At 34.3% G+C, this 14,526-nt stretch carries 10 protein-coding genes and 2 tRNA genes; 7 read left to right on the forward strand and 5 right to left on the reverse strand.

Going from position 1 to position 14,526, the window contains the following annotated elements:
• Positions 1-3: 3 nt before the first annotated feature.
• Positions 4-732, reverse strand: a complete 729-nt coding sequence (locus EKM00_RS08315; protein WP_233592261.1) for a carboxypeptidase-like regulatory domain-containing protein — start codon at positions 730-732, stop codon at positions 4-6.
• Positions 722-1,477: a hypothetical protein gene (locus EKM00_RS08320; RefSeq protein WP_126515866.1), complete on the reverse strand. Its 756-nt coding sequence runs from the start codon at positions 1,475-1,477 to the stop codon at positions 722-724. The genes EKM00_RS08315 and EKM00_RS08320 overlap by 11 nt, the downstream gene beginning before the upstream one ends.
• A 148-nt stretch (positions 1,478-1,625) precedes the next feature.
• Between EKM00_RS08320 and pepE the strand changes: the two genes are divergently transcribed.
• Positions 1,626-2,333, forward strand: coding sequence for a dipeptidase PepE (pepE, locus tag EKM00_RS08325; protein ID WP_126515867.1), 708 nt, complete (start codon positions 1,626-1,628; stop codon positions 2,331-2,333).
• 54 nt (positions 2,334-2,387) lie between these two features.
• Here pepE and EKM00_RS08330 read toward each other — a convergent pair.
• From EKM00_RS08330 to EKM00_RS08340, 3 genes are all read right to left on the reverse strand, one after another.
• Positions 2,388-2,460: transfer RNA gene (locus tag EKM00_RS08330), tRNA-Gly, on the reverse strand.
• A gap of 45 nt (positions 2,461-2,505) precedes the next feature.
• Positions 2,506-2,578, reverse strand: a tRNA-Gly gene (locus EKM00_RS08335).
• A 757-nt stretch (positions 2,579-3,335) separates the two neighbouring features.
• Positions 3,336-4,058, reverse strand: a complete 723-nt coding sequence (locus tag EKM00_RS08340) for a murein L,D-transpeptidase catalytic domain family protein (RefSeq protein ID WP_126515868.1) — start codon at positions 4,056-4,058, stop codon at positions 3,336-3,338.
• 189 nt (positions 4,059-4,247) lie between these two features.
• Here EKM00_RS08340 and EKM00_RS08345 point away from each other — a divergent pair, with 189 nt between their 5' ends.
• From EKM00_RS08345 to EKM00_RS08370, 6 genes are all read left to right on the forward strand, one after another.
• Complete coding sequence (locus EKM00_RS08345; RefSeq protein WP_126515869.1) at positions 4,248-6,641, forward strand: DUF5916 domain-containing protein; 2,394 nt, start codon at positions 4,248-4,250, stop codon at positions 6,639-6,641.
• Between the two features lie 132 nt (positions 6,642-6,773).
• Entirely contained in the window at positions 6,774-9,179 is a 2,406-nt protein-coding gene (locus EKM00_RS08350; protein WP_126515870.1) for a DUF5916 domain-containing protein, read from the forward strand.
• A 141-nt stretch (positions 9,180-9,320) separates the two neighbouring features.
• Positions 9,321-10,838, forward strand: a complete 1,518-nt coding sequence (gene gpmI, locus EKM00_RS08355; RefSeq protein ID WP_126515871.1) for a 2,3-bisphosphoglycerate-independent phosphoglycerate mutase — start codon at positions 9,321-9,323, stop codon at positions 10,836-10,838.
• 344 nt (positions 10,839-11,182) lie between these two features.
• On the forward strand, positions 11,183-11,821 hold the full coding sequence (locus tag EKM00_RS08360) for a leucine-rich repeat domain-containing protein (protein ID WP_126515872.1): 639 nt from the start codon (positions 11,183-11,185) through the stop codon (positions 11,819-11,821).
• 351 nt (positions 11,822-12,172) lie between these two features.
• Entirely contained in the window at positions 12,173-12,844 is a 672-nt protein-coding gene (locus EKM00_RS08365) for a TetR/AcrR family transcriptional regulator (RefSeq protein ID WP_126451812.1), read from the forward strand.
• Positions 12,845-12,866: 22 nt separating this feature from the next.
• A complete protein-coding gene (locus EKM00_RS08370; RefSeq protein WP_126515873.1) occupies positions 12,867-14,525 on the forward strand; it encodes a peptidase domain-containing ABC transporter in 1,659 nt (552 codons plus the stop codon).
• The last annotated feature ends 1 nt before the right edge of the window (position 14,526 follow it).

Raw genomic sequence — 14,526 nt, forward strand, 5'->3', positions numbered from 1 at the left:
ACACTATTGATTTTCAAGGGCTATTATTTCGTTATAATTTCCAGCAAGGCTTACAATTAAATACATAACCAATGTTTTATTTTTAGCACGCAAAGCATTTGCAAAAGCTACATTATCTACACAATAATATTGAAATCCTTTGATATAATCCGAGGGTATTTTTAATGTTTGCGTATAGTACTTATCCTCAAAAAGCACCTCAATTCTCGCTAACAACTGTTCTTTCTTCTCAATTATAATTTCTTTTTTCAACATGGCTTTTCGTCCAGAAATAGTATTGAGCAATCCATCAATTCCTCCACCGGAAGTTGCGGTGTATAATTTCCTCTCAGCAGGCGTATATTTCTTTTGACCGTAGGGAATAATCCCTAAACTCTCTGCTGAAATCGAAGATTCACCGACTACAACCTCATTCAGAACAATGCTTTTTGGGATCATTATCACCGAAAAAACCGTTTCTAATACATCTTGTTTATTAATTTTTCGGCGTAATGTTTCCAGATTAACGGCAGTAAAGACTAAAACGTCGCCTTCTTTTGCAGGTATAACAAAAAAGCCATTACCCTGTGACACTGTTGCTTTTCCTGTTGATATATTTACAATATTAATGCGATCCACGGCAACAGAATCCGAAGTGATTTTTCCTCGAATTTCCTTGACCGTTTCTACCTGTCCAAAAGTGGCTTGAACTACGAGAAAGAATAACAACTGTACTGTATTTTTAATTTTCACTGGCAATTATTTCTTTATATTTTATAGCTAATTCCCCCATCAAAAAAGTGGTCATCATCACATTTTTAGATTTCAAAACAGCCACAAATCGTTCGTTTTCAAGGCTGTAATGTTTAAATCCTTTGACATACTCAACCGGTATTTTAAACTTACTCACAAAATAATCAACGGCAAACAGGTTCTCTAATTGCCTCAAATAGGATTCTTTCTGCTCCACTTCAAGTTCTTTTTTTAGCATTTTTGTTCTTCCTGAAATCCAGTTCAATAACGGATCTGCTGACACGGACCCTCCCATCATGCTACCCACATTAGCACTGGCATTAAGATTGCTGGCAGTATATAATTTGCGTTCTGCAGGGGTGTAAATTTTTTGCTCTCTAGGAATTATCCCCATTGATACTGCATTGATCCCATTTCGAACAATAACTTCCCGTAATTGATTCGCGATGGGCGTTACTTTTGCAAAAAGAATCCCTTGATCAAAATGGACTTGGGTCAAAAGTATTTTGGTATCTTTGAACTGCACTGCTGAAAACAACAACGTATCACCAACGGCAGCCATAATAGAAAAGTTACCATCCTGACCCGTAATAGAAGTCTTCTCTGTTTTTTTATTTATGACATAAACCCCTTCCGGAACAGAAACATCAGCTGTCACTTTTCCGTTCAGTTGTATTCGGCTTCCTTCTTGTGACATCGCCGCTGTTGTTGCAAAAGCCAAAAACAAATACATAATTCTAATCATCGTTCTTAAAGTCCTTACTGACTTATCGTAAAAGTATCTTAATGCACTCCAAATTAATTACTAATGCCTTGGTAAAAAAATGTTAATTAAAAATTTGAAATAAAAAAGCCTGATTTAATACCTTTAGCGCAAATTATGCATCAAAAAAATGGAAAATATCCTAATTGCAAGCACATCGACTCTTGCTAACGAGAACTATCTGGACTATTTATTACCAGAATTACAAGTGCATTTTCAAAACTGTAATACGATTCTCTTTATTCCTTACGCCAGACCTGGTGGGATCTCTCATAAAGAGTATACTGCAATGGTACGCTTGGCTTTCGCCAAAATAAATAAAGAAATAATTGGAATTCATGAGTTTGAAAACACCACATTAGCTGTTAAAAAAGCAGAAGGAATTTTCACAGGAGGTGGAAATACATTTGTTTTAGTATCACAATTATACAAAAACAACCTTATGGAAACCCTCTCTGATGTGGTAAAAAACGGAACTCCGTATTTAGGAACAAGCGCAGGAAGCAACATTTGCGGATTAACGATGCAAACAACAAATGACATGCCAATAGTTTATCCCCCAAGTTTTCAAACCCTGGGATTGGTTCCTTTCAATTTGAATCCACATTATTTAGATCCGGATACTACTTCAAAACATATGGGCGAAACTCGCGAAACCCGAATTAAAGAATACCATGCATTTAATACTGTTCCGGTTTTAGGATTGAGAGAAGGAAGCTGGCTGGATATAAAAGGAAATTCAATCATTCTGAAAGGCAATCTGACCGCACGATTGTTTCGACAAAATCAAAGTCCTGAAGAACTGGAAAGCGGAACTGATTTGAGTTTTGTAATGTAATCCTAAAATAAATGACATAAAAAAAGCCAAAACAATTATGTTTTGGCTTGAAAGAGCGAAAGACGAGGCTCGAACTCGCGACAACCAGCTTGGAAGGCTGGAGCTCTACCAACTGAGCTACTTTCGCATGATAACAGTAAAATAAAATCTCAAATCAAAATTTGAAATCCAGAGCGAAAGACGAGGCTCGAACTCGCGACAACCAGCTTGGAAGGCTGGAGCTCTACCAACTGAGCTACTTTCGCATTAACAACGGTGTAAATATAATTAATAAGTTTGCTGCAATGCAAGTTTTTTTCTTAAAAAGTCTCAAACTTACTCCGACAGTCTTTTTTTAAAAGAGGATTCAAATCATAACGAATTTAATATGAAAATATTATGTCTTTATACTACTCAAAAAATACTTAAAAAAAATAAAGCAAAACATCAAAAAACGGGCTGTTTAAAGACTTTTTAAGTACAATATCTTGGATTTAGGGAGGCGAACTCGCTAGAAAACGGTCGTTTTGACGGAGATACTTGAGCAACAACTTGCCGTTTTGAATAGTATGTTGCTATAATCTCTTAAAAATAGCCCTCGTATTCAAGGCTAAAAATGATTTATTTACCAATAAAAGCAATTTCAAATATGGGTAATGACCATTCTAAAATAGTATCAAATAACCTGGTTTAGGCAAAAAACGAATTGTTACCGGAGAAAAACAGCGTCTGACATATAAACCAAGTGTAATTTAGTTCAACGCCCCAAAAGAAGCCCTTAGCTTTTACAAAAAAACAGAGTATTTTATAAAGGAGTTAATAGTAACGGAATATTTACTGTACGACAGAGTCAATTGGAATCTGGAATAAATCAAAGAAACGTTACAGAACAAAAGAACAAAATTTGTCGAAATCAAAAAAGAAGTCACCTTTCATCTCTTATATTGGACTGCTTGGAGCGAGAACAATAAATTGATTTTTAAAGATGATAGCGATACTTTTGATGCTGATTTATACGGCAAATTACAAAGCTGATTTGGATCCAAATTTTGACACTCTTGAAGGATGATAAATAAAGAAACAGGATTTATCTTTGATAACACTGATAATTGCTTTAGACAAGGTTACAGGAACAGCAGGACAGCCCAAACTTCTTCCTAATCTTTGATTGTTTTTTATAAATGAATTAGAAACATACGCTGCTGCATGCATCACCACGCCTCTTGCTCTGGCATTATCATTTACTCCTTTTTCCAGACCATCTAATCGAAGTGACATCCCATGTTTACCAGCGTAAATTTCGCCTGTCGAATAAAAGCCTAAACTACTCTTAAAGGATTCCGCAGTATTTGAAAAATCAGAAGCAAATTCATCGCCCGTATTTCTACCATGTGCAACCAAAGAATGAAATAAGACCTCACCGGTACCCAGATTGATCACCCAGAGTCTTTTAATAGTAGAAGACAAACTAAAATCAATTATGGTCAAAATTTCCTTCTTGACCAATCCTTTTTCTTTTAACAAATAGTATCCTTTTAGCGCTTCGGAGAAACTTTCTAATTTAGGCAGTGCAAATTTATTGGAATGCAAATTATTATATGCCACTGTAATATTATCGTCCAAACTCGGTTTCACAGCTTCAGCGTAAATCACTGGCGTGTGTGTCTTTGGTTCAGGAAAGTTGTTTTTGATTGGCACAAACGAGATTAACTGCAAAAAAATAGTAAGAAATATGTTATAGATCATTGATTGTCTTTAAGTTATGGACTAATTGAGAATTGCAAACGTAGGTTAAAAATCAGGCTAGAAACCACTTTTTAACAAAGTTTTATTTTTAACTTAACGAAAAAAGCGATTTAATAGTGAGTAATAAATTTAAAAAAATCCTATTTATATGTTAATTTCACTATTTTTGATCAATCATCTCGCAGATTTATGTTCAAATTAGTACCTACAGCTTTATTTTATTTTATATTCATTAGTTTGAATGCTCAAAGTCAAAAAAAAACGCTTCAGGCAAAACCCACCACAGAAAACATTGTAATTGACGGAAGATTTAATGAGGAAATATGGAAGTCCGCCGCAGTAGCCTTGGATTTTATCATGTTTGAGCCTGATAATGGTAAACCAATCAGTGTGGATAAAAAAACAGAGGTAAAAATATTGTATGACAATAATGCCATTTACATCGCAGCACTGCTGTATGATGACGAACCTGCTAAAATTCAGAAAGAAATTACGAATAGAGATGTTTTTGGCGTTTCCGATCATTTTTCCGTTTATATCAATGGATTCAATGATGGCCAGCAAGATTTTCGTTTTTTTGTAAGTGCGGCAGGCGTACAAATGGACTGTATAGCAACGGAAGATTTTGAAGATTTTAGTTGGGATGCAATTTGGGACAGCCAAGTAACACTCACTGAATTTGGCTGGACGGTAGAAATGAAGATTCCCTACGCCGCTTTACGATTTTCCAAAGCGGACAAACAAATCTGGGGGTTAAACTTTATGCGGGAAATCAAGCGTGACGTACAAAAATATACCTGGAATAGGATTGATACTAAAATTGGAGCCGTAATTCCGCAAGCGGGAATCCTGCAGGGAATTGAAAATATAAAGACACCGACACGACTTTTTTTGATTCCGTATTCATCGGCGTATTACCAACAAAGTGCGATAGGCTCCGGTATTACTTTAAAAGCGGGCTTGGATATCAAATACGGCATCAATGATTCCTTTACATTAGATGCTATTTTGGTACCTGACTTTGGTCAGACAAAATTTGATAATGCCATATTATATTTAGAGCCATTTGAGCAACAATTAGAAGAAAACCGGCCTTTTTTTACAGAGGGAACCGATCTTTTCAACAAAGGTGGTTTGTTTTATTCCAGACGAATTGGCGGAGGATCCACTACAGAATTACTGCTTGAAAATCAAGAAGAAATAACAAATTATCCCAGCACCGTAAACTTACTGAATGCCGTAAAAATATCCGGCCGAACCGAGAAAGGATTGGGAATTGGATTCCTGAATGCCGTTACGGAAAAGACTAAAGCTACTATTTTAAACAACGACACCGGCCAAATTAGAAAAGAAGTAATTGAACCTTTGACTAATTATAATCTATTTGTAGTGGATCAACGTTTTAACCAAAACTCATCTGTTACTTTTATAAATGCAAATACCACCAGAAATGGCGATTTCAGAGATGCAAATACCTCTGCATTGTTATTTGATTTGAATACAAAAGCCAATACCTATAGTTTGTATGGCGATTTCAAATACAGTTCCATCAAAACGACTGAGGATTACGACGGATTTAAAACAGAGATAGGATTTGCCAAAACTAGTGGAAAATATCGGTATGGATTTTCTGGAAAATACGTCTCAGAAAACTATGACATCAATGATCTAGGAATCAATTTTTATTCTAATTACCACAATGCCTATGCAAATGGAAGCTACAGAATTGTAAATCCGACAAAATTATTTAATACCTTCAGAATCAATCAATATATAAATTTTGAAATGGACAACACCTCCGGTAAGTTACAGACTGGTGCTTTTGGAACAGAAACTAAGGCCACAACATTAAATAACGACGCTTTAGAATTTGTAGTAGAGTTTTCTCCATTGAAAACCTATGATTTTTATGAACCACGAGAATATGGCAAATATGTATTTCTCCCGGAAAAAGTTTTTGCAGCAGTAAATTTCACATCTAACGACAACAATCCTTTTACATTAGTGCTCCAGCCTTCCTTCACAAAATACAATGAAAAGAATCGAAACGTTTATGGGTTGTATATAAGTCCAAAATACCGATTTAACGACAGGCTTTCCATTACCTACATATTGGATTATTTTAATAAAACCAATGATCGTGGCTGGGTAGACTCAGGACCTACGGAGATAATTTTTGCAGAACGCAGCAGAGAAACTGCCCAAAATGATTTTACCGGAAAATATGCGATCAACAATAGAATGACTGTAAATCTAACCGCACGCTATTATTGGTCTTATTCAAAAAATCATAAATTCCTTATCTTACAAAATTCCGGTTATTTGACTCCAAACAATACCTACGCACAAAATAAAGATAGGAATTTTAATTCTTGGAACTTTGATTTATCCTATTCCTGGTGGTTTGCTCCAGGAAGTGAAATCTCTGTTTTGTACCGAAATTTTGGTTTAGAAAGAACAGATATGGTGGAAAAAGATTTGTCTGCAAATCTTAAAAACATTTTCAACAGTGACCTGACCAATGTGCTTTCTATTAGCATCCGCTATTTTATCGACTACAATGTGATCAAAAATAAATTTTAATTTTTTTGAATCAAACTGTAACATTCCATTGAAAAGAAAGTCTAGTAGAATAAACTATTGTGTGAATTGGTGCATTTTCACTTTGAAACTATTTTAGTTTTTCTAATTTTGTTCCAACCATTGAACTATTTCATGAAGAATTCTTTCTTATTTTGTTTTTTAGCACTCTCTTTTATTGGCTACAGCCAAAAAAAAGTATTACACACTAAATTTATTTCCGATAAAATTACTATCGATGGAAACCTAAATGAAGCGACATGGCAATCCGCAGCAATAGCTACTGATTTTATCATGTTTGAACCTGATAACGGCAAAAAAATTCCTGACAATAAAAGGACAGAGGTTCGCATAGTGTACGATAATGATGCCCTGTATATTGGTGCTACTATGTATGATGAAAATCCTGATAAAATCCTGAGAGAAATTACCCAAAGAGATAATTTTGGCACTGCTGATCTTTTTGGCGTTTTTATAAATGGTTTTAATGATGGGCAACAAGATTTTCAATTTTTTGTCAATGCAGCAGACGGTCAGGCTGATTGCATCATGACAGACACCAATGGCGAAGATTATTCCTGGGATGCCGTATGGAATAGCAAAGCAGTAATTACGAAAAACGGCTGGATTGTAGAAATGCGGATTCCCTATGCAGCCTTGCGATTTTCGGGAGAAAAGAAACAAACTTGGGGACTTAATTTCTTTAGGGAAATACGACGAGACCGTCATAAATACACTTGGAATTTCATCGATTCGAAATTAGGTACCTTTACCCAGCAAACCGGAATTCTGGAAGGAATTGAAAATATAAAACCACCTACCCGACTCTTTCTTTTACCGTATTCTTCCTTTTATGTAAATGCAAACAGCCAAGAAAAAACTATCGGGACACTCAAAGGCGGATTGGATTTAAAGTACGGAATAAATGATGCTTTTACTCTGGACATGATCCTTGTGCCTGATTTTGGACAAACAAAATTTGACGATCAAATTCTAAATCTCGGTCCTTTTGAACAGCAATTCAACGAAAATAGACCTTTTTTTACAGAGGGAACGGATTTGTTCAGCAAAGGTAATCTCCTCTATTCTAGACGGATTGGAGGAACGCCCTTCTACAAACTAAATGAAAACGAATCGTTTGCGGAAGCCCCAAATGTTAGTCTTATTAATGCCTTTAAAATTTCGGGACGAACTAAAGACGGATTAGGAATAGGAATTTTAAACGCTGTTACTAAAAATACTCCAACGACTATTTTTAACAATGAAACCGGGGCATTAAGAACTGAACTTGAACCTCTGGCTAACTATAGTGTATTGGTTTTAGACCAGCGCTTTCGCAAAAACTCCTCAGTTGCATTTGTAAACACCAATGTAACTCGGAACGGACATTTTCGTGATGGGAATGTTACGGCATTAGTTTGGGATTTGAATACAAAAAAGAACACCTACAACATTTCAGGAGATTTTAAGTACAGTTACATAAATGATACCGAAGAGAAAACAGGGATTAACTCCCAATTAAATTTTTCTGAAACCAGCGGAAAATTTCGTTACGGACTGGGCGCTGATATCACAACTAAAAATTTCGATAACAATGATTTAGGAATCAATTTTGAGACTAATTATTTTAGTATTTATGGCAATTCCAGTTATCGAATTTTGAATCCAACAAAGTATTTCAACACTTTTAATGCTCGAATAAATATGTACTCCCAATTTCAAAAAGAAACTGGCAAAGTGCAGTCCAGCAACATCAGCTTTCAGATTAACTCCAATAACAAAAAAAATCATTATTTTGGAATGGGAATTGACGCCAATCCGTTAGAAACATTTGATTATTATGAACCCAGATCGGCAGATCGATTTGTAATAAAACCAACCAAAATTGGTGGCTTTATTTATCTTTCTTCAAATTACAATAATCCATTTGCAATTAATTTCAACCCTTCATTTGCAATTTTTGATGAAACCGGAAGAAACTCTTATGGGTTTTCTTTAGGTCCGAGATACCGATTTAGCGATAAAATATCTTTGAATTACAATTTCAATTTTTTGAGACAAAACAATAACAAAGGATATGTAGACAGTGTGAATGACGACATGAATGCAACCACACCAAACACAATTGTTTTTGCTAATAGAAATGTAATTACGTATTCTAATACTCTTTCAGGGAAATATTCATTAAACAGTCAGATGAATTTTAATCTCTCCATACGTCAATACTGGTCGTATGCTGAAAACAAAAACGCATTGTCATTGCAACAAAACGGCAGATTGGCTAATTTTATGGCCTACACTACCAATAAAAATTCCAGTTTTTACTCCTGGAATACGGATTTATCCTATTCCTGGTGGTTTGCCCCCGGTAGCCAAGTGTCCGTTCTCTATCGAAATAATGCAGCTGCATTTGAAAGAAATATTAATAAAGAATTTAGTGAGAATGTCACTAATTTATTGAACAACGAAGCACTAAGCCATGTTTTTTCGATAAGCATTCGCTATTTTATCGATTACAATGAGGTTAAGAACAAATTCTAAAATACATTTATTTCAAAAAAGTCCCTTTTCTATAGCAAAATAATCATTATTTGCAGGTGATCCCCTTAGAATGAATAATAGTGTTTTTGATTCATTTGAACCTTTTTAGAAATGTTTTATCTTTGTTTAAAATAAATTTCCATGAACAAAAAAGTAATTCTTATGATTCTGGATGGTTGGGGAAAATCTCCTGATCCAAAAGTTTCTGCAATCGACAATGCCAATATCCCTTTTATTAAAGGCCTGTATAAAAAGTACCCCAGTGCTCAACTACGAACTGACGGTTTAAATGTTGGACTTCCTGAAGGTCAAATGGGAAACAGTGAAGTAGGACATATGAATCTTGGCGCAGGTAGAATTGTATATCAGGATTTAGCTAAGATTAACCTTGCTGTTGCAAATGAAACTTTAGCAAAGGAGCCCGTTTTAGTTGATGCTTTTACGTATGCCAGAACACACAATAAAAAAGTACATTTTTTAGGCCTGGTTTCTGATGGTGGTGTACATTCACACACCTCTCATTTGCGCGGTTTGATTGACGCTACACAACAACACGGATTACAAAAAGTTTTCGTTCATGCTTTCACGGACGGTCGCGATGTGGATCCAAAATCCGGTACACATTACATTCAGGATTTACAGGATTATATGGCGAATACTACTGTAAAACTGGCTTCGGTTGTGGGACGCTATTATGCAATGGATCGAGACAAACGCTGGGAAAGAGTAAAACTAGCTTACGATTTATTGGTAAACGGAATTGGAACACCTACCACAAATGCAGTAGCTTCTATCCAAGAAAGCTATGACGTCAATATAACGGATGAATTTATTCACCCTACAATTATGGTGGATCAACGAGGCAAACCTGTCGCAATCATAGAAGATGATGATGTGGTTATTTTCTTTAATTTCAGAACGGATAGAGGAAGAGAACTAACCGAAGTATTGACACAAAAAGATTGTCATGAGCAAAACATGCACAAACTCAATTTGTATTATGTGACGCTAACCAATTATGATGAAACCTACAAAAACATAAAAGTCGTATATAACAAAGATAATATCACGGAAACTCTTGGGGAAATTTTAGAAAAAGCACAAAAAAAGCAAATTCGTATTGCCGAAACGGAAAAATATCCTCACGTGACTTTCTTCTTTTCTGGCGGGAGAGAACAGCCTTTTATTGGCGAAAGCCGGATCTTGAAAAACTCTCCAAAGGTGGCCACTTATGATTTGCAACCAGAAATGAGTGCCTTTGAATTAACAGAATCTTTAGTTTGTGAACTAGAGAAAGAAGAGGTAGATTTTGTTTGCCTAAATTTTGCCAATGGTGATATGGTAGGACACACCGGAATTATGAGTGCTGCCATACAAGCCTGTGAAGCCGTTGATAAATGCGTTGCAAAAGTAATCACAACTGCATTAGCGCATAATTACACTACCATTGTCATAGCAGATCACGGGAACTGTGAAACGATGATCAATCCTGATGGAAGTCCGAACACCGCACATACAACTAATCCCGTTCCCATTATTTTAGTAGACAACGACTTGAAAACCATTCATGATGGAGTTCTTGGCGACATTGCTCCAACAATCTTGGAATTAATGGGTGTGGAGAAACCTGCTGTTATGACCTGCCATTCCTTACTTTAAAGATACTAAGTAAGTCGAAAGTTTAAAAGTCGTAAAGTCAAAAGAATTAACTTTAAGTAAAACAGATTTAAATCAGATTTTTACATAATTTTATCCTGATTTTAAAATACGACATTATAGCATGGTTATTACTTACATACAAATGTCCCAATAAAAAACTACTTGATTCAAGTAGTTTTTTTTTACAAAAAAAAGTTAAATGCTTTTATGTTTGATAGCGTTACTATTATATTTGCAAACAAGAAACAATCACTTACAAGAAAGCATGAATACTGCTGTACTTGTGGCACTTAGTGAATAAAATCGGAATAATAACCCTACTTATCAAACTAAATTCAAACACAATGAAAATATTTTACACAATCACCCTTTTTTTAATTACCCAAATAAGTATTGGGCAAATCGCTGATTCGATTCAAATCAAAAAAGAATTCACCAATATAGAACAGGCTTTAAAGGAGCCCGAAAAAGTGTTCCGCCTAAATTTGAGTAATCAAACCATTAAGTTAGACAGTCTTAACTGGTCAAAATTTATAAATCTTGAGTACTTAAGTTTGAAAAACGATCATTTAACTGTAATTCCAAAAGAAATAACAGTACTAAAAAAACTTAAAGTACTAGAATTAAGCGGAAATAATTTTTCAGTTTTACCAGAAGATTTTTGGAAGTTAAAAAGCTTAGAAGAACTTTTTTTAAACGATGAAACAAATTTAAATTTAGAGGCAAATATAGAAATAATGAGCAAAATGAAATCTTTACGAATATTACATTTAGAAAACGACAATTTAAACAATATGCCATCAACCATCAGTAGTTTAAAAAATTTAGAGTTTTTATATTTGAATAACAATCAATTTAAAGAAATTCCAAAAGAAATCAAACAATTAAAACACTTACAATTGCTAGAAATAAAAGATAATAAAATCATGGTCCCAGAGCGGTCTACAGAAAATTTAAATTTTGGTTTTAGAGTAAATCTATAAGACAGGCACAAAAAGATAGAGTAGCAACCATTCACTGACTGGACGTTTTAGCATGGTGGCCGCATTTAATACGAGTAGTTGCTACATTATTATTTGTTTTAATCAAAAGTAAAAAACTTGGGCGGTACAAACGGCTAGCTCTTTTGCAGCTTATCCACCGTTCGTCTGAATGACACTACTAATTATTGTGCGCTAAGCATGCGCCTTGACCAAATATAGAATCTGAAATTAAAGAAATTACACCCAGAAATTAGAGGATAAATGTATCTAAATTCAATGCTTACAATTTATTTAGTAAAACACTTTTTTATAGCTGGCAATGCTACTATATTTATATAAAATTTCGATAAAATGAATACGGTTCTCTCCAATTTAAAAATACAAGTCAACGAAAAAATCTATGTAAAGGATCCTGAGACATCAGCTTTAGGAAAAAAAATCATAGAGCAAAGTATCCTTTTAATCCATGAGATTGGATTTGATAATTTTACTTTCAAGAAATTAGGTGAGAAAATCAATTCTAATGAAAGTTCCATCTATCGTTATTTTGAGAACAAACATAAACTATTGGTTTATTTATCGTCCTGGTATTGGAGTTGGATGGAAAACAAGCTAGTTATTGCAACAACAAATGTTTTGGATCCCAAAGAAAAACTCAAAATAGCCATTGCAATTGTTACTGAAAAAATAACCAACGACAATAGTGCCTTACACATTAACGAGGCCGTTCTAAATAAAATCATCATTTCAGAATTCACTAAAACGTTACATACTAAAGAAATCGATCAGGAAAATAAAGAAGGTTTTTTCTTGATTTACAAAAGAGTAATCAATAGAATTGTGGCTATTGTAAAAGAAGTAAATCCCGAATACCCTTTTTCTAAATCCCTAATTTCAACAATTGTTGAAGGAAGTTTGCACCAATATTTTTTAATGAACCATTTAAAAACCATCACAGATTGTACTGATTCTGATAGCACCACTAATTTTTATCAAAATCTTGTAGAAAAAGTTTTAAGTTAAAAAAAAAAAAAACACTCCCATTATGACTCCCTTAAAACGATTTTACAATCTACTTGAATTAGATAAAAAAGACGTCTATCAAATATTTTTTTACGCCATTTTTGCCGGACTGCTCAGTTTATCCCTTCCACTGGGAATACAGGCGATTACAAATTTTATCCAATCCGGAAGAGTTAGCGCATCTTGGATTGTGCTTATCATTTTAGTCATTTTTGGTGTGGCATTAGTGGGTATTTTATCCATCATGCAATTACGGATTACAGAAAACTTACAACAAAAAATATTTGTACGTTCCTCTTTTGAGTTTGCTGCACGGCTGCCTAAAATAAAATCAAAAGAATTATACAACAGCTATCCGCCGGAGCTAGCCAATCGTTTCTTTGACACAATGACCATTCAAAAAGGGACTTCAAAGTTACTAACTGATTTCTCTGCAGCCTTGTTACAAATTGTTTTCGGGATAATATTATTGTCCTTATACCATCCTTACTTTATCATATTTGGTGTCTTACTACTTGCTTTGTTGTATTTTATTTTCAAATTTTCTTTTAAATCTGGCCTGGAAACGAGTTTAAAAGAATCTAAATTCAAATACAAAGTAGCGAGCTGGCTGCAAGAAATGGCACGTAATAATTTTAGTTTTAGAAATGAACTCAATTATGATTTTGCTTTAAAAAAAACCAACATGATTGTAACCGATTACCTGGTGTATCGCGATAAACATTTTAATGTGATCAAAAAACAATTTACGCATTTGATTATTTTTAAAGTCATCATTACCGGAAGTTTGCTATCCATCGGTGGGTTCCTAGTTTTATCTCAACAAATGAATATTGGCCAATTTGTAGCTGCTGAAATTATTATTTTACTAGTTATAAATTCCGTTGAAAAAATCATTATCGGATTGGAAACTTTTTATGACGTACTCACATCGATTGAAAAAATCGGGGAAGTAACGGACTTAGAATTAGAAGATTCTTCCATTGTTAACAGTAACATCTGTTACAATAAAATCTCAATGGAAATAGAAAACCTGACATTCAAATTTCCAGATTCAGAAAAAGAAATTTTAAACGCTATTTCATTAAAAATAGAACAAGGAGACCGAATAGTTATAAATGGAGAAAATGGTTCTGGAAAAACAACTTTAATTAGGGTATTATCTGGCTTATTGCAGCCTACCAGCGGTTCCTTTTATGTAAATGATGACACTTTTCGTAAAATAAACATAAAACAATACCGCTCACAAATCGGAAGTGTCATATATGGAGAGAAACCATTTGAGGGAACCTTGCAAGAAAATATTACTTTTAATGATCCTTCCGTTAGTCCCGAAGATATAAAATGGGCGGTAGACGGAGTACAACTGACCTCTTTTATAAAATTATTTCCTAAAGGATTAGACACCCGGATTTACCCTGAAGGGAGACAATTATCCTCTTCTAATGCACAAAAAGTATTGCTGGCAAGAAGCATCATTCACAAACCCAAAATACTTTTTTACGAAGATCCAACTGATACCATGGATGAAAAAGCAGCTAATGAAATTATAGATTTTATTACATCCGATAAAAATAAATGGACGATTATCGTGTCCTCAAAAAACCCGTATTGGGAAACCAAATGCAATCGAAAAATCACGATGAAAAATGGGCATATTCAACTTGATTTAAAAAAATAAT

The sequence above is a fragment of the Flavobacterium sp. RSP15 genome (assembly GCF_003968755.1).
In the GTDB taxonomy this organism is placed as follows: domain Bacteria; phylum Bacteroidota; class Bacteroidia; order Flavobacteriales; family Flavobacteriaceae; genus Flavobacterium.

Coding starts and splice junctions, on each gene's coding strand:
- EKM00_RS08340 (WP_126515868.1), bottom strand. CDS start 4,058: ATGATCTATAACATATTTCTTACTATTTTTTTGCAGTTAATCTCGTTT.
- EKM00_RS08320 (WP_126515866.1), bottom strand. CDS start 1,477: ATGATTAGAATTATGTATTTGTTTTTGGCTTTTGCAACAACAGCGGCG.
- EKM00_RS08360 (WP_126515872.1), top strand. CDS start 11,183: ATGAAAATATTTTACACAATCACCCTTTTTTTAATTACCCAAATAAGT.
- EKM00_RS08365 (WP_126451812.1), top strand. CDS start 12,173: ATGAATACGGTTCTCTCCAATTTAAAAATACAAGTCAACGAAAAAATC.
- EKM00_RS08345 (WP_126515869.1), top strand. CDS start 4,248: ATGTTCAAATTAGTACCTACAGCTTTATTTTATTTTATATTCATTAGT.
- EKM00_RS08370 (WP_126515873.1), top strand. CDS start 12,867: ATGACTCCCTTAAAACGATTTTACAATCTACTTGAATTAGATAAAAAA.
- EKM00_RS08350 (WP_126515870.1), top strand. CDS start 6,774: ATGAAGAATTCTTTCTTATTTTGTTTTTTAGCACTCTCTTTTATTGGC.
- gpmI (WP_126515871.1), top strand. CDS start 9,321: ATGAACAAAAAAGTAATTCTTATGATTCTGGATGGTTGGGGAAAATCT.
- pepE (WP_126515867.1), top strand. CDS start 1,626: ATGGAAAATATCCTAATTGCAAGCACATCGACTCTTGCTAACGAGAAC.